Raw genomic sequence first — 18,770 nt, forward strand, 5'->3', positions numbered from 1 at the left:
CCTGTCAATCAAGCCGTTGTGGCCGGGTATTGGTCTCAAAGAACGCCGAGATCCGCTTGTTCGCTTCTTGGGTCAGCACAAGCTCCACAAAACCACGTGTCTCAATCCGAGACGCAATGTCGAAGTCAAGAAAGATGCTTTGGGCTGCGATGTCCGCGATGCGAACCGCGGCCTGACTGGGCTGCCGGAAGCTTTTGCGAAGCCAAGGCGCAACTTGGAAGATTGCCCCGCGGTTCTCGGCGGACAGGCGATGCGCTCCAAGCTCGCGCGGCCGATCCCACACTTGCCTGGTGCCGGCATTTTCCAGAATCCAGGCCTTTGCGCGTTCCATCAGCATAGCTTCAGTTTCAACGGCTTCATCGATCAGACCGGACACGTATGCAGCCGCGACGTCAACTGCGCGTCCCGTAACCAGGAAATCAAGAGCAGGCAGCAGACCTAGGATCGCCGTCAGCCGGATCACACCTCCTGCAGCGGGAAGTATCCCAAAATTCACTTCCGGCAACCCAATGCGAGTTTTGGGGTTTGCCAATGCGATACGCCGGTGACACGCCAGACACAGTTCGTAGCCTCCACCCAGCGCGGTTCCATTGATCGCTGCCACGAGCGGACGGTCGAGCTTCTCCAGCCGGCGTAAAAAGCTCTTCAACCGTTGGAAGTGAGTGAACAGAAACTGCTCCTGTCCCCTCTCGGCGCGTCTCATCAGAGCAAGATCGCCACCAGCGAAGAATGTTGATTTGCGCGATGTCAGGATTACACCACGCAGGTGTTCCCGCATCCCTTCCAGCCGGTCGATCAGACGCGGCATAACCTGCATGAACGTATCGTCCATAATGTTGACTTTGCCAGGGAGATCGAATCCCACTGTGGCAATACCGGTCTCATCGACTACGAGCGAATAACAACTGGCCGTCATGTCGTCAGGCCCTTTCGACAAGCGTGGCGATTCCCATGCCGCCTGCGGCGCACAGTGTAGCTAGGCCACGCTTGAGGTCCCGTCTTTCCAGCTCGTCGACGAGCGTGCCAATCAATACAGCGCCCGTGGCGCCAAGCGGATGCCCCATCGCTATGGCCCCGCCATTCACGTTAACAAGGTCCGGGTCGACGCGCAGCTCGCTGATGCAGCGAAGGACGACAGACGCGAACGCCTCATTTACCTCGAAGAGATCGACGTCTTCCGCGCGAAGCCGAGCTTGTTTCAGCAGCTTGCGTGTGACCGGCGCCGGTTCCGCCAACATCATCGTCGGATCTCCGGAAGTCACGGTGCCCCGACTGATCTTCGCTCGTGGCGTGAGTCCGGCCGCGCGTCCGGCCTCCGCAGTCCCCAACAGAACGAGCGCAGCTCCGTCCGCAATGCCCGACGAATTCCCCGCCGTATGCACGTGCGAAATCACATTGACCTCTGGATAGCGCGCTTGCACCACCGCGTCGAAGCCTATTGCTCCCATCCCATCAAAAGCGGGTTTGAGTTGAGCGAGCGCGCTTCCGGTAGCTTCATGCCTGATCAGCTCGTCCCGATCTAGAATGGGAAGCCCACTGGTGTCGCTGACGGGAACCATGGATCTCGCGAAATGACCAGCCCGGGTGGCCGCAGACGCCTTCCGATGCGAATTCAGTGCAAAGCCGTCGACGGCAGCCCTGTCGACGCCGTCCAGGGTTGCGATCAAGTCCGCGGAAATGCCTTGCGGCACGAACTTCGTCGCGATGCTGGTAGCCACATCTTCTGCCCAAGGACCGCCGTCCGACCCCATTGGCACACGGGACATCGATTCCACGCCGCCAGCTACGATCAGCTCGCTCTGGCCAAATGCCACCTTGGCAGCAGCCGTATTGATCGCTTCAAGCCCGGACGCGCAAAACCTGTTGAGCTGGACGCCGCAGACCCGCTCGCTCCAGCCGCACGACAGCGCGGCTATTTTCGGCAGAACGCTTCCTTGCTCGCCGATGGGGTTGACGACACCAAGAATGATGTCGTCGACCCGTTCGGTGTCCAGCCCGTTCCGGTGTTCGAGTTCCCGGAGAAGCGTCGTCACCAGGTCGATCGGTTTCGTTTCGTAGAGTCCCCCGCCCGGCCGGCCACGGCCTCGCGGCGTGCGGACCGCGTCGAACAGGAACACCTCGTTGCTCATCCCGGTCAGGCCTTGCCGGCAATGGTAGCACGTGCAGCAGCCTCTCCTGAGGCATGCACATCTGTGACTAGCCCCGCGAGCGCTTCGCGCTCTGCCTCGTTCCGCACCGGAATCGAGAACTCCGAGTTGGTGACAACCCTGCCAAAGCGCTCCACCAGCTTCTTGCCGATGTTATCGTAAGTTCCGATAACCGCGAATTTCTCAAGAACTTCGTCGCTGATCAGCTTCGGCAACGCTTCCCAGTCTTGCGCGCGCGACAGGTATTTTGCCTCGTTGGCGAGGTCTTGAAGGCCGAGATGCTCGAAGCCCGCGACGTATGCTGGCGTCGACGCGTAAAATGCGATGCGAGCCCGTGCGTCCCGGATCTTCGGTTGCAGCTCTTCCTCATTCGGCGCTGACGCCACAAGCGGCTTCATTGATACGCTGAAGTTGTCGAGGCTGCGGCCCGCCTTCTTCGCACCAGCGCGCACTGCGGGAAGCATGACTTCTTCGATGTAGGAAGGAGTGCAGACCGGGTGAGGCCGAACACCATCCGCGACCTCTCCAGCGATCTGACACATCACAGGATTGACTGCCGCTACGTGGATCGGGATCTCAGGATGTTCGATCGGGCCGGGATCAAACAGGGGCACCATCAGATCGAGCTTGTAGAATTCACCTTGGTAATTCAGCTTGGTCCGATTCTGCCAGCAATCCCAGACCGCGCGTACCGCTTTGACATAATCACGCATCCACGGTCCGGCCGGATGCGGCTCAACGCCGTAGCGGCGTTGAATATGCGCCCTCACCTGCGGACCCAGCCCCAGGATGAATCGTCCGCCAGAGAGCTTCTGGATTGTCCACGCGCTCAGTGCCATGACGGTTGGGCTACGCGGAAATGCGATAGTAACCGCTGTCCCGATCTTGAGGGTACTAGTTGCTTGCGCAGCCAAGGCCATGATCACAAACGGATCGTCCTTAGTTTCCTCGGTCATAAGCGCGTCATAGCCAAGCGACTCGACGAGCTTGGCCTGCTCTCCGACCTTTTTAATGTCGAGGGGGGTATCCGGCGCGCGCAAACCGGGGTCGACTTTTCCGAGTGGGAGCAGCGTCTCGATCTTCATAGTTTGCCTCTGTGCTGTAGCTGGAATCAGATCTTGCGGCGGTCGACGATGCGAACCGCTTTGCCGAGTGAGCGTGGAATGGCTCCGCTTGGCTGGACCTCTACGCGAGCGCTCACGCCAATAAAGGCCTTCAGCTTTTTGACCAATTCGGCGCTCAGCTCGCGATGGCTGGAGATCTCGACGCCTGAACGCACCTCGACTTGGATGGTGAGTTCATCGAGATTGCCCTGGCGTGAAACTTCGATTTGATAGTGACCGGCCAACTCAGGCATGGAGAGGATCTGCTCCTCAACCTGCGAAGGAAACATGTTGACGCCCCGAATGATCAGCATGTCGTCCGATCGCCCGGTCAGCCGGTCCAGACGTCGCATAGCCCTTGCTGTTCCGGGCAGCAGCCGCGTGAGATCACGCGTTCGATAACGAACAACCGGCAATGCCTCTTTCGTGAGACTCGTGATAACGAGTTCCCCGTGAGACCCCTCCGGAAGGACCTCTCCTGTCTGCGGATCGATGATCTCGGGATAGAAGTGATCTTCCCAGAGGGTCGGACCGTCCATCGTTTCGATGCATTCAGACGCAACGCCCGGGCCAATCACCTCGGACAATCCGTAGTAATTGATCGCAGTCAGATTCAGGCGGCGGTTGATTTCCTCCCGCATCGCCTCCGTCCAGGGCTCGGCACCGACCATTGCAATTCGCAACTTCAACTGATCGCGTCGAATGCCCTGGCGCTCAACCTCATCGGCGATGTTGAGCAAGTACGAGGGCGTCACCATGATAATGGTCGGTTCAAGATCGACGAGCAGCTGCGCCTGTCGTTCGGTCTGCCCGCCAGACACCGGGATTACAGTGCAACCGAGCCTCTGCGCGCCATCGTGCGAACCGAGCCCCCCGGTGAATAATCCGTAGTTGTAAGCGTTATGAACCCGGTCGCCCGGCCGCGCGCCAGCAGCCCGGAGCGATCGTGCGACGACGCTCGCCCACACATCCATGTCGTTGGCTGTGTATCCGACCACTGCAGGTTTGCCCGTCGTTCCGCTGGAAGCGTGAATACGAACGACTTGATCCATCGGGACCGCGAACATCCCGAACGGGTAGCCTGTACGGAAATCCTGCTTGGTCGAGAAGGGGAACAGTTTGAGATCCTCGAGGTAGCGCAGATCATCCGGATGCACGCCACTCTTCTCACACCGCTGCCGGAAGCCCTCGACATTATCGTAGGTATGCCGAACCGATCTCTTCATGCGCGTCAGTTGAAGCGCACGCAGCTCGTCGAGACTCGCCTTTTCGATCGGATCCAGCGGAAGCGAGGCATGAGGTACCGTCATGCGATCCTCCCCACAAACATGGTTCCAGCCTGCCAGCGCCAAGCAAATGCAAGGACGTGAGTATGCGGGGTAGCCGTGTGTGCTACCGGATGGACGGCGGACGTGGACAATCTCTCCTCCCCAGCATGTTCTGCTATTAGGGAGAGGGTATCGCCGGCCGCACCGGCCTAGACAGGACAGAAACGATCTTTGTGCTGGACCGAGATTGGCACTGTCAGCCAGTGCGCTGGCTGGGGGACCGCCGTGAGGGTTGACTTACGTGGGAGCGGAAGTGATCGCGATACTGGACAGGGCTCATTCCCGTCCATTGGCCGAATGCTCTGGTGAAAGCTCTCGTTTCCGAATATCCGAGCATGTCAGCCAACTCCGCGACGGAGTGATTGCCTCTCACCAGTTTTTCAATGGCAATATCGCGGCGGATATTCTCGATGATCGCTCGATAGGAAGTCGCCTCCTGCCGAAGCTTTCTCCTTAGTGTTTGCTCGCCGATCCCCAGGCGAGTAGCGACCTCTTCAAACTCCGGAAATTCGAGTGGAAGCTTGCGTTCAGGCAGAATCAGATTGCGGATTCGGCGACCGTAGCTGAAGACATCTGCCGGAATAGTCATGAATCCAAGCGGTGCGACGGAAAGAAAGCTCTTAAGCTCCGGCTTGGAGCGGACGATCGGATTTTGCAGGAACTCGCGGCGGAAAACGAGACTCGTCACGGGCGCGTCGAATTCATAGACAGCCGGGAACATGTATTTGAATTCTTCGATCCGCACGACCGGCCTTACATACGAAAACGTAACCTTCTCAAGGGGAGCCAGAGATCCGCCCAGCCAGCTGATCAGCCGATACCAAACCGACAGCCAGAACTCGTGCATGTATTGGTTCGGATCCAAATCGGGACGCGCAAATTCGATCTTGAGAGCCAGAGTACCGCTAGAACTTGGCTCAAGTTCCATTTGGATGTCATCGGTCACGAGTCCATAGAACAGAACGCCTTTGCGCAATGCCCTCTCGAGCGTTTCCTCCCCGATGATGCCGTGCGTTATCATGGCGAACGTTCCGACCTTGCAGCGGTGCTCAGTAAACCCCATGAACTCGTCACTGAGTGCGAGCCACACCAATTGCATCAGCCGAGCCAATTGCTCAGATTTGCCGCGCCAGGTCGGATCTTCGATCTGGATTCTTGTCGCCCCGATCTCCGCAAGAAGCCGCTCCCCGTCGAGGCCACAGCGCTCGGCTCCACGAATGGCTTCACGAAAATAATGCGAGCTCGATGTGGACATGATCGCCTAAATCTGCGCTCACCATGTAATCGAGCAGCGGCTGCCACCGGCGTACGCCCGCTCCAAACTGCGGATAGCCCCGTTTAAGCGACTAACTTATTGAATTGGCTCAATTTGATAGCAAATTGGCGATTGCTTCAAGAGGGCAAATGGACCCCGGGCCCATCCGAAGCCGGCGCATATGACGCTGTCGATAGCGGCGGGCGGAACCTTTGTTGCATTTGCAATCCTAGAGCAACATTCTTGGAGATCACTTGCAAGCCGAGCTATCAGCTTGGATGCAACTTGCGGATCGGTTGAGCCACCCGAGCAGGGTACATACTCAGCACGAGCGAGATCGAGGACCATCCTGTGTCCGGTTGCGCCGCCCCTCCGATAGAAGCACCCGCTTGGTTTTCCTGCTCCTTTGCGCACTATGGCGAGCGCTTCCTTGCTGAGCTCACAACTTTGCCAGGGATCGCTCCCCGACAGCCGGCCCCTCATGTTTTTGGCGATTGCGTTCATCTCTTCAAGTCCAACCAAATCGAATAGCCCAAACGCGCCGATCCGCGGTACCCCGAAGGTATCCGCAAGTAACGCGTCAGCATGGTCTGGCCGCACGCCATATTCCATCGCAAGCATGGCAGCGCGGAAAGCAAAGTACAAACCGGCGCGATTTGCGATGAAGCCAGGGGTATCTGGACATTTAACGACGATCCGTTCGAGGACGGTCTGCAAGAGTACGGTGAGGTGGCCTTCGGTCTCCGGATCGAGCTCCTCGCCGGATACCAGCTCGACTAACGGCAGGTTCTTCGTCGGCACAAAGAAGTGACAAATCGCAAAGCGTTCGCGAAATTCACTTGGAACTCCCTCGAGCAACTCACGCCTCGGAATCACGGACTCATCAGAGCAAACAATTGCGGCACGAGAAGCCCTTACGAAGATAGAAGAGAGCAGAGGCTTCTTCAGCTCCAAAGGGAAACCGCTCGCCTCGACAATTAAAGCCGCGCTCTCAATATCTCTCACGCTAGAAATCTCAGCGACTGCCACGCGTGTTGCTTGGATTTTGCTTCGAACAAGTAGCTCGAAGATGTCCGAAGCTACTTTCCCTTCACCGACAACAACAGCGGTATTCATGTCAGTCGACTCAACAAATCGATGCAAAGCTGCGCGACGCGGATCCGGTCTTGTGCGTCTTTCATCAAGATATCTCCGGAAACGGTCAAGTTGCCGGGGTTTGCGCCAATTACCTCATCCCGGCTGTCAATAATCACGCCATCGATCAGACCACCGTAGTAGGCAAGCAAACCACCATTTCCTGCTTCATAGCCCAGCTCCGCCAATAATTTGTCGGCAGGTCCCTTCACCGCTTTACCCCCGATCAGGGGTGAAACCGCAGCTACCGGAATCCTGCGCTCTGCAATAGCCTCGCGAACGCCAGCTAACCCGACTATTGGTCCGATACTAAGGATCGGATTGGACGGCGCGATGATAATCCCCGCGAGTTGAGGCGAGCTCAGAGCTGCTTCGAACGCGGCAGATGGCTTTGCGCGGCCAAGTCCTTCGTAGCGCACACGGTGTGCTGTGATTGCGCATTGATGCCTGACAAAGTAGTCTTGGAAGCTCAGTTCTCCGATTTCAGTATCTATGATCGTATTGACCACTTCTTCGCACATAGGCACGAGCGAATGCTCCACGCCAAATCGCCGGCAAATCTCGCTGGTTATCGCCGAGAGCGATGCACCTTCCTTGATACGTTGGGTACGGTACAGGTGAAGTGCCAAATCACGATCACCCAACTGAAACCAACTGTCCCCGCCAAGCTGCTTCGTGACCTCCATACAGGCCCATGTCTCGTCGGCACGCCCCCACCCCCTTTGCGGGTGAGCGAGGTCGCTGAGCATGTACGTCACCGTATCAAGATCGGGACAGATCCGAAGACCGAGATGGTCGAAGTCGTCGGCGGTGTTGACTACGATCGTGAGTCGATCTGGAGGCAGGATGCGGGCCAACCCATCCGCGAGCTTAGAGCCTCCCACTCCGCCGCAAAGCGCGATATAGCTCTTATTCATCGAAAGAGGTCCTGATGTACGGGGCGCACGAGGTCGCGAGCCCGCGCTGACGAGTTGGTCAGGCTCATCCCTTTGACAAGTATAATTGGTGTCCCCTCATCTGCCTGGCCCATGACGAGAGACGCCGCGGCAGCAAGCTCATCGCCAACTCCGATGACGGTCGCCTGCAGTCCTCGGCCGTATAGGTCGCGGCTACCACGCATATCGCGCAATGCCTCGAAACCGGAGGCTCCAATACAAATGCCGGTGGTTCCATTACGCCATGCTCGGCCAAGACTGTCGATGATGGCTACCCCCAGCGTCCGGCCGGTCCTTGCCTCTAGCGTCTGCTGAAGTTCGAAGGCACTACCGTCTGGATCGATCGGCAAGAGAAGTGCTCGGTCGTTGCTGAGATTGTCCGGCAAGTTTGACTGGTCGATCCCGGCGTTAGCCAAGACCAGACCGAGCTTATGCCGGACGATGATTACGCCGGGCACGCAACGCAGTACTTCGATCGATTCCTTTAGGATGAGGTCCACAATGCGCGGATCTTTGCCACAGATCCCGGCGAGCCTCCTTGCTTCCGCGGCGGGGGCGACCGATTCAAGATCGACGTAGCGGTCCTCAGATTTCGAGACGATTTTCTGAGCTAGAACAACAATATCACCATCGTCCAGAGGAATTCTGGAAGAATTTGCCGCCTGCAGAACCACTGCAGCCAAATCGTCGCCTGGCCTAATATCCGGAACTCCGTGCAGCGCGTGAAGCGATACTGTTGCCATGACTAAACGCCGAGATAGGCTGCTTGAACGCGAGTATCTGCGAGCAGCTCATTGCCAGTCCCTTGAAGAGTTATCTTTCCCATCTCAAGCACGTATGCGCGATCCACTATTTTTAGGACCGCATTGACGTTCTGCTCAACGACGAAGATCGTCACCCCACTTTGCCGGATCGACTCCAGCACGGAGATGATCTGCTTGAACACCAGAGGCGCCAACCCCATGGATGGCTCATCCAGCAAGAGCATTTTCGGACGCGACATCAGCGCTCGGCCGACGGCCAACATTTGTTGCTGGCCTCCTGACAAGGAGCCCGCAAGCCGGGCCCTAAATTCCTTAAGTACTGGAAAATATGAGAATACCCTTTCAAGGTCGCCGTCCGAACGGTCATCCGCCCTGGTCCAGGCGCCAACGCGCAAATTATCTTCGACCGTCAAGGGCGCGAATATCTGCCGGCCTTCAGGAACAAGCACGAGTCCGAGTTTGACCCGCTGGTGGGGTAGCAATTTCTCGATTGGTGCGGCGTCGAGAAAGATTCGCCCTTGGGCAACGGGCTGAACACCGGCGATGGCCTTCAGCAAGGTCGTTTTTCCGGCGCCGTTCGCACCAACAAGCGCGACAATCTCGCCGCGCTTAACTTCAAGACTAACCTGATGGAGAGCCTTGATGCGGCCATAGCCGCTCGCCAGTTGGTCAACTTTCAGCATTCGCGGGCTCTTGTTCGTCTTGGGATTCACCAAGATACGCTTCGATTACAGCTGGATTTCTTCGTACCTCCTGCGGAGTTCCTGTAGCCAGCGTCACCCCCCGGTCGAGGACATGAACCTTGTCGGCGAGATTCATGACCAGATGAATATCGTGCTCCACCAACAGGATCGATACGCCGGTCGAGACGACCTTGCGAATGACCTGGTCGATCTCGGCGGTTTCCGTCGCATTGCAACCAGCGACCGGCTCATCCAGTAAGAGGACAGTAGGCTCCAAGGCCAGTGCTCGGGCGATTTCTAACCGCTTGAGAATGCCATAGGAAAGTTCACCCGCGGGTCGATCTGCATAACGATCGAGACCGACAAATTTTAGCAACTCGAGCGCGCAAAGCCGGCTGTCAGCATTCTGCCGCCGCACAGACGGCAGCCCGAACAAGTAACCAAACAGGTTGCCTCGCTCCCGGATATTTCGCCCAACCATCACGTTTTCCAGTGCGGTCATACGGAAGAATATCTGGAGATTCTGAAACGTACGGGTGAGCCCTTTGTGCGCAAGCTGAAACGGCGCTAATCCGGCTACATCTTGTCCCTCTAGCCGGACACGGCCGGACGTTGGCTGATAGATTGCGGAAATTACGTTGAACAGAGTGGTCTTGCCTGCCCCATTGGGACCGATGAGCGCCAGGACTTCGCCCTTGCGGACTTCGAGCGAGACGTCTTGTAGTGCTTTAACGCCGCCGAAATGGATGGAAACTGCGTCTACCTGAATTCGCGTCATGGCAGCCACCGCCGCATAACCGCATTCAGTGAGGGCACAATGCCGAGTGGCAACATCACCATGATCACCACGAGCAGAAATCCAAGAATCGCGTGCTCATAGTCATGAAATTCAGTCAGGAATTGAGGCAGGAGAACCAAGAAGGCCGCTCCTGCGACGCTTCCGACGAGAGAACCTAGGCCGCCAACCACCGCCATAGTAAGCAGCTCTACGGACCGTAAGATTCCTCCTGCCGCGGGCGTAATATGACCGTCGAGCAAGGCCAGGTTGGCGCCAGCCAGAGCCGCGAGAGCGGCCGAAATCACAAACGCCATGAGCTTGGCGCGAGCCACATCTATTCCAAGAACACCCGCGGCCACCTCGCTATCATGCAGTGCGCGTAGTGCTCGCCCCGCTGGACTGGACAAGAGATTTGACAGTATCAGCATTGAGAGGACGAGAAATCCGCCCGCGAGCCAATACCAGCTCATAAGATGAGAAAGTCCCAGCACAGACAGATTGGCTCGCTGCACCTGCATACCATCTGGTCCACCAGTCAAATCCACCTCGTTGGTTATAAACACGTACACGATCGCGCCAAAAGCGAGCGTCGCCATGGCAAGATGATAGCCGCTCAGGCGCAAGAGCGGCCGCCCGATGACGAACGCAAGGGCGGAGGTGAGAGCCACGCCTCCGGCCATCGATAGCCATGGATTAAGCCCGAGCTGAGACGGGCCGAGTGCGACCGAGTATGCTCCCAATATGAAGAAGCCCGCGTGCCCGAGACTTACTTGCCCCGCATAGCCCATAAGGAGGTTGAGCCCGAGCACCACGATTGAAAAGATGTACACCATCGTAGCCAAGCGAATGTGAAAGTTTGACCCGACGACGAGCGGTAGTGCAACGACGATGAGAGCCACCGCGAGTGTCGAAACAAAGGGATTTTGTAGCGCTTTGGTCAGCATCACACCCTCTGGGTACTTCTGTTACCGAATAACCCTTGCGGACGAAACGCTAGTACCCCCAGAAGAATCAATAGAGCAAAGGCGTCTTTGTAGGTCGACGAAACGTATCCGGCGCCGAACGCTTCGAACAATCCGATAAGGAGACCGCCAACCAGTGGTCCGGCTGCACTCGATATCCCACCGAGCATAGCGGCTGAAAATCCTTTAATCGCAAGCATTGTGCCGGCGTCGTAACTCGTCATCGTGATTGGCGTGGCCACCAAACCACCAACGGCGCCGATGCAAGCCGAAATGCCAAAACAGAGCGCAACAATCGCGGCGGGGTTGATGCCCACCAGTTTGGCCGCCATCAAATTGGCCGACACCGCTGTTATGCCCTTGCCCACGAAGCTTCTGGTCAGAAAGAGCCACAGCAGGCTCGCCATGGCCATTGCCCCCGCAATCACCAGCAGGGCTTGGGATTGGATAACTACACCGCCGATATTGAACGTCTCGGGCGAAACAAAGGTCGGAATCCGCACGAAATCCTTGCCAAGCAGAGCCGAAGTGAGCCCTCGCAAGAGCACCGAAATGCCAATCGTAATGATGAGAAGATGCACCTGCGCAGCCGAACGCGCCGGTCTGATTGCAAGCAAATAGCTAATCGCTCCGATAGCCACCGTTACTAAGATTGCAACTAGCGACGCGGGCACAAAACCCACACCGCACGTCGTCATCAAGATGCCCGTAATCATCCCCCCCAACATCACGTACTCGCCTTGTGCGAAGTTGAAGATGCCTGAGGCCCGATAGACAAGAGTGAAGCCGATCGCGACCAAGGCATATATTGAACCAACCGTGATGCCCGAAACAACGAGCTGAAAAAATGTAGTCAACGCGTGCTCCAAGCTTGAGATACTTCGGTTCAGATGTTGCGAAGTCCCGACTATCTGCCTTCGCCTGACAGCATTCAGTCAGCGATGCCCCACTTTGCGTCCACGACTTTGAGCATCTTGAATGAGCTTAGATCGATCCCAAGGTGATCAGTTGGAGACATATTGATCGTACCGACGGTGCCCAAGAAGCCTTTGGTGGCCTCCAACGCGTCTCTCACTGCCGTTTTCTCCTTAGTACCGGCGCGCTTCATTGCGTCCGCCAGCAGCAAGAAGGAATCCCGCGCATACCCCCCGAACGCATCCGCCTCCTTGCCAGTCGATTTCTCAAACAGCGTTTTGTAGCCGGTCAGCACCTTCTTCAGTGGATCAGACTCCGGCAGAGCTTCGGCGACCAAGAGCGAAGGGGCCGGTAGCAATGCCCCGTTTGCATCGCTCCCGACAGCCTTCAGATAGCCGGATGTTGCGGCGGCATGGCTCAAATAGAGCTGGGCCCCCATGCCAAGCTGATGGAAATTGCGGGTCACGATCGCCGGTCCTTGACCTATGTCGGGGTTGAGAACCGCCTGCACACCGGTCGAGGCCTTGATGCGATTTAATTGCGGCGTGACGTCGCTATCACGAGGACCATAGCTCTCCGACATCAGGATAGAGATCCCATAGTTGGACGCGACGCGCTTGCATTGCTTTTCCATCGACTTTGCGAAGCCACCTTGTCCAGCGATGATCGCGATCTTCGAAATTCCCCTCTTCTTCATGTCCTCGTAGATCTTTTGACAGGCCATCAAATCGGTGTGCGGAGGCTTGAATACCCACTTGCGCACCGGATCGATGATCTCGACGCCCCCCGAAAAGGAGACATACGGTATCTGCGCGTCTTCAAAGACCGGGATCATGGCCAGGGAATTGCCGGTGCCGCTCCCACCAACAACCGCGTCTACACGATCCTCTTCAACTAGCCGAGTTGCGAATGTGCGCGACGCATTTGCATCACTTCCGTCATCGTACAAGACAAGCTTCACCGGCTCGCCATTGATGCCGCCCTTATCATTGAGCTCCTTGACATAGAGCTCAAGGGTCTGCTTCTGCGGCTCTCCCAAGAAAGACGCCGGCCCGGTCGTAGAGACAACTGCGCCAATCTTCACTTCCGCCAGCGCAACCTGTCCGCTCAGAATTAGCGCCAGACCAGTTGCCGCGCAGATCGTCAACGTGCGTTTCATGATTCCTCCCACGGCGCAGCTGCTTATTGTTTGAGTGTCGGAACTCACACTCGCGAATGAGCCCGGTACTGCTACGTTCGCCTGTTAACATGGGGCCAAACGGCAAAAACGGACCGAAATTGACATTGGTGGAGACAATTTTGATCATTGGCCACAGCCGAGTGCGGCGCCTGGCCGTATCCCAAGGCGTGTGCTCGCTTGCCCGCAACCAATTGAACTCCACGCACGCCAACCGCTGCCTTATTGCGGAGGTCGGCAGCGAGCAGGGCCTCGCCACACCATGCTGCAATGCACATCAGCCGGGTTCGCCGGTGAATGCTAGACCCGCCCTCGAGAACGCCGCGGCGATGCACAATCTCCCACTCGACGACGTCGGCCATAATAGTCACCATGGCTCGTGAAACGGGCGTACCTCGGCGACGACCAGGCGTTGTGTGGCTGGTGCGCGAGGTGGAGCACCTCGGCCGCGATCGACTTGGGCGAGATGAAGAAGTCGTCCGGCTTAGTCGGCTGGAGCTCGCGCTGCCACGGCACGGTGTTCGCCGGCTTCGCGCCGACCAAGACGGCGCAGCGCCTTGGCGCGCTGCGACGCGCCGTTGCCGGTGACGATGAGCGCGCCTTCCCGCCTCGATCATCGCCGGCGTCGTAAGCCGCGCCAGATGGAACAGCGCCGATCGTGTCGACCTCGAAGTTCTGCCGGAGCGTCTCGGCCTCGACGTTCATGAAGGTGCCAAACGCGCCGCCGACGACGTTGTGGACCACAACCTTGGGCATCCCGACCTCGGCGATCGCCCGCCCCAGCGCGTCGGCATTGACGTCGCAGGGCGCCGACACCGTGTCGGCGATCTCCGCCTCCAGCCCGGCGAGACGGTCGGCATCGTGCGCCAGCGTTGCCACGCGGTAGCCGCACTCGGCGAAGCGCCGCACCAGCGAGAGGCCGGTGCCGGGACCAACCTCAGTGAGGAGCGCGAGAGGTTTGGTCGTATCGGTCATGCTGCTTCCTCCAGGCGCCGCGAGCGCGGGCAGTAGAAATCGGCGATCACCCGCCAGGCGCCGAATAGCCGATTGCCACAGCCTTTAGCGCTACAGATGTTCTGCGATCAGCGGGATGGCTTTCGCCAACGTGGCTGGAATAGTGCGACGCGAGCACCACCCCGAATACCGCTAAAACAAGGAGTTGCCCGCGCCTGGCGGATCGTCATGCACGAAGCGATCAGGTATTCCGACACGCGCAAGGGACGGATGGCAAACGTCGACGACGTCCTGCCCATCATGTCGCTGACCAAGCAGCTCACGGCAGCTACCTTGTTCAGGTTTATCGATCGCGGCCAACCGTGACTGACGACGCTTATTGCAGAGATCATTCCAGAGTTTGGCCAGAAAGGAAAAGAGCGGGTCACGATCCGCGAAGCGCTTAGCCATCAGGCTGGATTGCCGATGCAGCATCCGCTCGAGGACTGGCGAGAGGCCTACGTTGAGAGGATATGTAAGCTGCCCTTGGAACCCGCCCCCGAAGGTATCGCGACTATCATGCATGAGCAGCCCACGCTGTCCTCGGCGAGGTGATGCGCCGACTGAACGACAAGAAGCGGCCCGGTCCACCAGATCATGCAGGAAGAGCTTTTCGCGCCCACCGGGACGGTGGATACGTCGTTGTCGCTCAAGAGGAGTGACGATCTTGCGAGGCGGCTGGTACCGATCACGATGCGCGACGACTCCCCGGATGCGCTTCCGCCGCGCGACATCGAGCAGATCGCTGAAATCTGCGCAGAGGTCGATTTTTTGGCGGGAGGAGCGTTCTCGACAGCTTACGATCAGTTCAGGTTCGCGGAGATGCTGCGACTGGACGGCAAGCTCGATGGTGTGAGAGTCCCTTCCCCTGCAGTCATAAAGGTCGCTACAATTATCCAGTCGGGCAATAAACTTCACGGACGTTTTATGGGCGCGGCAGAGCGCTATCAAACGGATCCGTTCCCGGCGTACATCGCTCTATCGATCTATGTGCGAGCCGAGGGAATATTCGTTACCAACATGGGAACGCTGAGTTCGCCGCGCACCCTGCGGATCCGGATTTGGGGACAGCCATTCTGTATCGACACGGAGAGGGACCTGACGATCGTGCATCCCGTTTGCGGTTGCTGCAACTATACAATGCGCGTAAGCGCTCGCGGCGCATTGTCGATCTCATTCAGTCGTCCATCGGCGACTAAACGTTGCACACGAAGCGGGCTTGAGGAGGTGAGCCCTTCAAGGCTTCAAGATGGAGGCCTTGATGGCGAACTTTGATCTCACTGGCAATCGAATGATCCAACGCCTCGGCCCCTTATGACGTTCGTGTCGAGCGAACACGCCTTCATCGCGATGAACCTGATATTTTTGGTTCGACTGCAGCAGCTCGCGACATCAAGCGCCTGTTACCCGACCGATGTTGGCAACCGTGCCGAAAAAGGGCATTCCTCGCGGGCGATTGAAGCAACTCACCGCGTTGCCGAGGCAGATTTCTTCATCTGCCGCTCCGAGCCAAGCCTGCGATCAGCAAAGGCTGCTTTACCAGTTAGGCTTTCAACTGCATCACGCGCAGAAGAGAGGATCTGCGTGGCAAGCTCGGGACGCACTTTCGACACCGCTCTCGAGGCTGTGACCGCCCCGCTCATTAGGCTGAGAATCGCTGACGCGCGACTGATCCGTTCCTCCGATGGCACATGAGGCAGCCAACACGCGATCGCCTCAACGTTGGCAAGAAAGCCGTCGGCGAAGCGGTCACCAGCCAAAGCGTCCTGCCGGGCGACATCAGCACCCAGTGCTGGGAAAGAACAGCCGCCGGCAATATCGTCGCGATGACGTTCAGAAAGATAGTAGTCGACATAAGCCATCAACGGGTCGGTATGCTTCTTGCCGCGTTCGAGCATGCGGGTGCGGCTCGCTTGCAAGCTCGCTGCGAGCGCTTCTGCCAGAAGACCGTTCTTTGACCCGAACTGTGCGTAAAGCGCGCCATGGGTCAGGCCGGCTTCCTTGCAAATTTCAGCTATGCCGACGCCGTCAACGCCACGCTCCTGAAACAGGTGCCCGGCGGCGTGGATCATTGCTGCACGATTCTCCGCGAGCTTGGCTTTACTTACCTTCATTTGCAGCTCCTGCCGCCGACGAGGCCGCGAAAAGGCATTCCAGACGAATGACGCTTGACTCCAATCATAACCGTAATCATAGTGATCGCAATGTTTACTAAAAGTCATCACGTGGATTTGGGTCTGCCCGACCTTCGGGGCCAGATCATATCGGAGCACCTATAACAGCGCCACAAAGGACGACGTCCGAGTTTGTCAGTTGCACGAACGGCGCCGCCACACCTCACGCTACACCATTCGGAACGTTCCGCGGGTGGTTCGATGATGGATTCCATGACGGAACAGCGCGATGTGCAGTTCGCTGGTGAAGGCGGTGTCCTCCTTTCCGGGTGGCTATACTTGCCGACCGACCGAGATGAACCGATCCCGGCGATCACCATCGCACATGGTCCGGCGGCACGCGCTGGCACGGCATAGCCTCCTTCGCGAAGGCGTTCGCGGCCGCCAGATTCGCGGTGCAGCTTCACGACCGTCACAACTTCAGGGCGAGCACGGTCGATGAACTCATGACAACGATCCTGGCGCCAGATCGCCGACTGGCGTTTCGACTCATAGGTAAAGGAGTTCGACGCGGCATCTTCCGGCCGCGGTCAACTGGTTCACAAAGCACCTGAAAAAGTAAATCGACAATCAAAGGAGATCGCGAATGCCCACTTTCCACGCGCATATTCCCGCACAGAAGTTTTCCAGCGAAGAGAAGCGCGCGCTTGCTGATGCACTCAATCTTGCGCTGCACGAATCACTCAACACTCCGATGGACGATCGGTTCATCATCATCAGCGAACACAAGGAGGATGAGCTCTTCATTCATCCTACATTTCCAGGCCTTCAAAGGTCTGACAAACGCATGATTGTGACGGTAACCTTTGGTGTTAGCCGAACCATCGAGCAGAAGCGCAAGCTTGCTGAACTCATCACGCGATATGCCGTTGAGAAGGTTGGTGTCAGCGCAGACGACGTCAGTCTGTTGATGTATGCAGTCCCGCTTGAAAACATGAGTTTCGGCCGCGGGAAGCTGATTTCCGATGTCGATCTTGCCATGCCCTGGGTGAGATAGCGGTAGTCCCCGCGACTAACAGCCGCCAGTACCTTATGCCGTCGCGGACCATTGGGAATCTCTCGCCAACCTAATCCAATATGGCCGAGAAGCTTTGAGGCTAGGCTGTTGGCGAGCAGTTTTTCTACTCTCCATAGTCGCATCCGAGCACAGCCATATGACGGCTGCGGCGATCTCTTCCCGGCTTGCAGGGCGGGCCACAGGCTCCTCCTCGACGACTTTCTGCCGACCCTCAGACGTGCCGCCCGTGTATCGCTGGATCTTGGGAGTGCCCGGGCACACCGCGTTCACACGGATGTTCGATTTCGCGTACTCGAGAGCGGCTGCCTTCGTGAGGCCGATTATCCCGAATTTCGCGGCGCAGTACGCGCCTTGACCTGCGATGCCTTTGGCGCCGGCGCCCGAGGAGGTGTTGACGATCGCGCCGCCGCCCTTGCTTCATCATCAACGGAATCTCGTGTTTCATGGACAGGAATACGCCGCGAGATCGACGTCTCTTCCTCGGTAACATCGGCCACTAGCGTCGCCGGCTGTTCGACACCGGCGTTGTTGAAGGCGAAGTCAAGGCGGGCCGAACGTCTCCATCGTCTTGTCCAGCGCGGCCTTGACGTCCTCGCTTCGCGACACGTCACACCTTACGGCAAGCGCTTTCCGCCCGGCCTTTTCAACGAGGCGGGCTGGTTCCTGATTGCCTTCTTTCGAAAGGTCGGCGAGCACCACATTCGCGCCCCGACGCGCGAAAGCCAGAGCTGCCGCGGTTTCGTTTGCCTGGCGTCCGCCATGTGGGCCGCTCGGCAGTTTCACAGCCATCGTTCGTCGGATAGGCTCCGCTCATCACGTCGAAGGAGTTCATGCCAGCGGCTTCAACATCGATCAACACCTGTCCCCGGCCCCGCCGGGCTGCCTGAGCGGCCGGCTCGAGGATCGGATCCTCTACTCCACCAAACCGCTTCACGACCACTCGTCGCAACGTCTTCACTTGCGGTGCTGCTCGTCGCTAAACCTTTCCAGCTGGTCGATGTTGTTGCCGTCCACACCGTCTCCTCGATTGCGATGCAAGACACGGCTGGCGTACGCGAGGCTCCATGCCAATGCATAAAGCCCGGTGAAAACCCAAGGACTGCCGCCAACTCCTGTCCGCACCTGGCAGTTAACACCCGTGCACACGCGATCAAAGCGCCCCGCTCTGCGGTTCCTAGCGTCAAACTTCGCGATGCCAGCCGACGATGCATGTAGGATCACGGATCACCCGACCTCCGGCAGCCGCTCAAGGAGCTTGTCCAGCGTGATCGTATAATCGCGCACCCGTATGCCGGTCGCGTTACGGATCGCGTTGGCGATGGCGGCCGGGATCTGCGGAGTTGCGAGTTCAGCGACGCCCTTGGCCTTCATCGGCGACGAGATTGGATCGCGACGCACCCTGCG

Annotated in this window: 19 protein-coding genes and 1 pseudogene; 3 read left to right on the forward strand and 17 right to left on the reverse strand. The window is 58.0% G+C overall.

The features are described from left to right. Positions 1-4 precede the first annotated feature (4 nt). From GWG65_RS31275 to GWG65_RS31340, 14 genes are all read right to left on the reverse strand, one after another. On the reverse strand, positions 5-937 hold the full coding sequence (locus GWG65_RS31275; protein ID WP_275199331.1) for an enoyl-CoA hydratase-related protein: 933 nt from the start codon (positions 935-937) through the stop codon (positions 5-7). Beyond that, positions 921-2,129: an acetyl-CoA C-acetyltransferase gene (locus tag GWG65_RS31280; RefSeq protein WP_275199332.1), complete on the reverse strand. Its 1,209-nt coding sequence runs from the start codon at positions 2,127-2,129 to the stop codon at positions 921-923. The genes GWG65_RS31275 and GWG65_RS31280 overlap by 17 nt, the downstream gene beginning before the upstream one ends. 5 nt (positions 2,130-2,134) lie before the next feature. Beyond that, positions 2,135-3,232: a TIGR03617 family F420-dependent LLM class oxidoreductase gene (locus GWG65_RS31285; protein ID WP_275199333.1), complete on the reverse strand. Its 1,098-nt coding sequence runs from the start codon at positions 3,230-3,232 to the stop codon at positions 2,135-2,137. A 26-nt stretch (positions 3,233-3,258) separates the two neighbouring features. Then, entirely contained in the window at positions 3,259-4,560 is a 1,302-nt protein-coding gene (gene paaK / locus GWG65_RS31290) for a phenylacetate--CoA ligase PaaK (RefSeq protein ID WP_275199334.1), read from the reverse strand. 214 nt (positions 4,561-4,774) lie between these two features. Beyond that, entirely contained in the window at positions 4,775-5,833 is a 1,059-nt protein-coding gene (locus GWG65_RS31295; protein ID WP_275199335.1) for an AraC family transcriptional regulator, read from the reverse strand. A 96-nt stretch (positions 5,834-5,929) separates the two neighbouring features. Then, entirely contained in the window at positions 5,930-6,949 is a 1,020-nt protein-coding gene (locus GWG65_RS31300; RefSeq protein WP_275199337.1) for a 3-hydroxyacyl-CoA dehydrogenase family protein, read from the reverse strand. Beyond that, positions 6,946-7,884 carry a 2-phospho-L-lactate transferase gene (gene cofD, locus GWG65_RS31305; protein WP_275199338.1) on the reverse strand — a complete coding sequence of 313 codons (939 nt, stop codon included), beginning with the start codon at positions 7,882-7,884 and terminating at the stop codon, positions 6,946-6,948. Before cofD ends, GWG65_RS31300 begins: the two co-directional genes overlap by 4 nt. Then, positions 7,881-8,645, reverse strand: a complete 765-nt coding sequence (gene cofE / locus GWG65_RS31310; RefSeq protein WP_275199339.1) for a coenzyme F420-0:L-glutamate ligase — start codon at positions 8,643-8,645, stop codon at positions 7,881-7,883. Before cofE ends, cofD begins: the two co-directional genes overlap by 4 nt. Before the next feature lie 2 nt (positions 8,646-8,647). Then, positions 8,648-9,349, reverse strand: coding sequence for an ABC transporter ATP-binding protein (locus tag GWG65_RS31315; RefSeq protein WP_275199340.1), 702 nt, complete (start codon positions 9,347-9,349; stop codon positions 8,648-8,650). Next, positions 9,336-10,127, reverse strand: coding sequence for an ABC transporter ATP-binding protein (locus tag GWG65_RS31320; protein WP_275199341.1), 792 nt, complete (start codon positions 10,125-10,127; stop codon positions 9,336-9,338). The genes GWG65_RS31315 and GWG65_RS31320 overlap by 14 nt, the downstream gene beginning before the upstream one ends. Continuing rightward, positions 10,124-11,071 carry a branched-chain amino acid ABC transporter permease gene (locus GWG65_RS31325; RefSeq protein WP_275199342.1) on the reverse strand — a complete coding sequence of 316 codons (948 nt, stop codon included), beginning with the start codon at positions 11,069-11,071 and terminating at the stop codon, positions 10,124-10,126. Before GWG65_RS31325 ends, GWG65_RS31320 begins: the two co-directional genes overlap by 4 nt. Further along, positions 11,071-11,946 carry a branched-chain amino acid ABC transporter permease gene (locus tag GWG65_RS31330; protein ID WP_275199343.1) on the reverse strand — a complete coding sequence of 292 codons (876 nt, stop codon included), beginning with the start codon at positions 11,944-11,946 and terminating at the stop codon, positions 11,071-11,073. Before GWG65_RS31330 ends, GWG65_RS31325 begins: the two co-directional genes overlap by 1 nt. Before the next feature lie 74 nt (positions 11,947-12,020). Next, positions 12,021-13,163, reverse strand: a complete 1,143-nt coding sequence (locus GWG65_RS31335) for an ABC transporter substrate-binding protein (protein WP_275199345.1) — start codon at positions 13,161-13,163, stop codon at positions 12,021-12,023. 318 nt (positions 13,164-13,481) lie between these two features. Further along, entirely contained in the window at positions 13,482-14,156 is a 675-nt protein-coding gene (locus GWG65_RS31340) for a short-chain dehydrogenase (RefSeq protein ID WP_275199346.1), read from the reverse strand. 207 nt (positions 14,157-14,363) lie between these two features. Here GWG65_RS31340 and GWG65_RS40510 point away from each other — a divergent pair, with 207 nt between their 5' ends. Together GWG65_RS40510 and GWG65_RS31350 are read left to right on the forward strand one after the other, a co-directional pair. After that, positions 14,364-14,501 (forward strand): hypothetical protein, encoded by a 138-nt coding sequence (locus tag GWG65_RS40510; RefSeq protein ID WP_342760683.1) that lies wholly within the window; start codon positions 14,364-14,366, stop codon positions 14,499-14,501. Positions 14,502-14,771: 270 nt separating this feature from the next. After that, positions 14,772-15,449, forward strand: a complete 678-nt coding sequence (locus GWG65_RS31350) for a hypothetical protein (RefSeq protein ID WP_275199347.1) — start codon at positions 14,772-14,774, stop codon at positions 15,447-15,449. Positions 15,450-15,640: 191 nt separating this feature from the next. Here GWG65_RS31350 and GWG65_RS31355 read toward each other — a convergent pair whose 3' ends face one another. Beyond that, complete coding sequence (locus tag GWG65_RS31355; RefSeq protein ID WP_275199348.1) at positions 15,641-16,288, reverse strand: TetR/AcrR family transcriptional regulator; 648 nt, start codon at positions 16,286-16,288, stop codon at positions 15,641-15,643. 646 nt (positions 16,289-16,934) lie between these two features. On the opposite strand from GWG65_RS31355, the gene GWG65_RS31360 reads away from it, so the two are divergent. Then, positions 16,935-17,345 carry a tautomerase family protein gene (locus GWG65_RS31360; protein ID WP_275199349.1) on the forward strand — a complete coding sequence of 137 codons (411 nt, stop codon included), beginning with the start codon at positions 16,935-16,937 and terminating at the stop codon, positions 17,343-17,345. A gap of 33 nt (positions 17,346-17,378) precedes the next feature. Here GWG65_RS31360 and GWG65_RS31365 read toward each other — a convergent pair. Together GWG65_RS31365 and GWG65_RS31370 are read right to left on the reverse strand one after the other, a co-directional pair. After that, positions 17,379-18,155 (reverse strand): annotated as a pseudogene (locus GWG65_RS31365) (SDR family oxidoreductase). A gap of 435 nt (positions 18,156-18,590) precedes the next feature. Next, a complete protein-coding gene (locus tag GWG65_RS31370; RefSeq protein WP_275199382.1) occupies positions 18,591-18,764 on the reverse strand; it encodes a hypothetical protein in 174 nt (57 codons plus the stop codon). Positions 18,765-18,770 lie beyond the last annotated feature (6 nt).

It is taken from the genome of Bradyrhizobium sp. CSA207 (genome assembly GCF_029051685.1).
GTDB lineage: Bacteria > Pseudomonadota > Alphaproteobacteria > Rhizobiales > Xanthobacteraceae > Bradyrhizobium.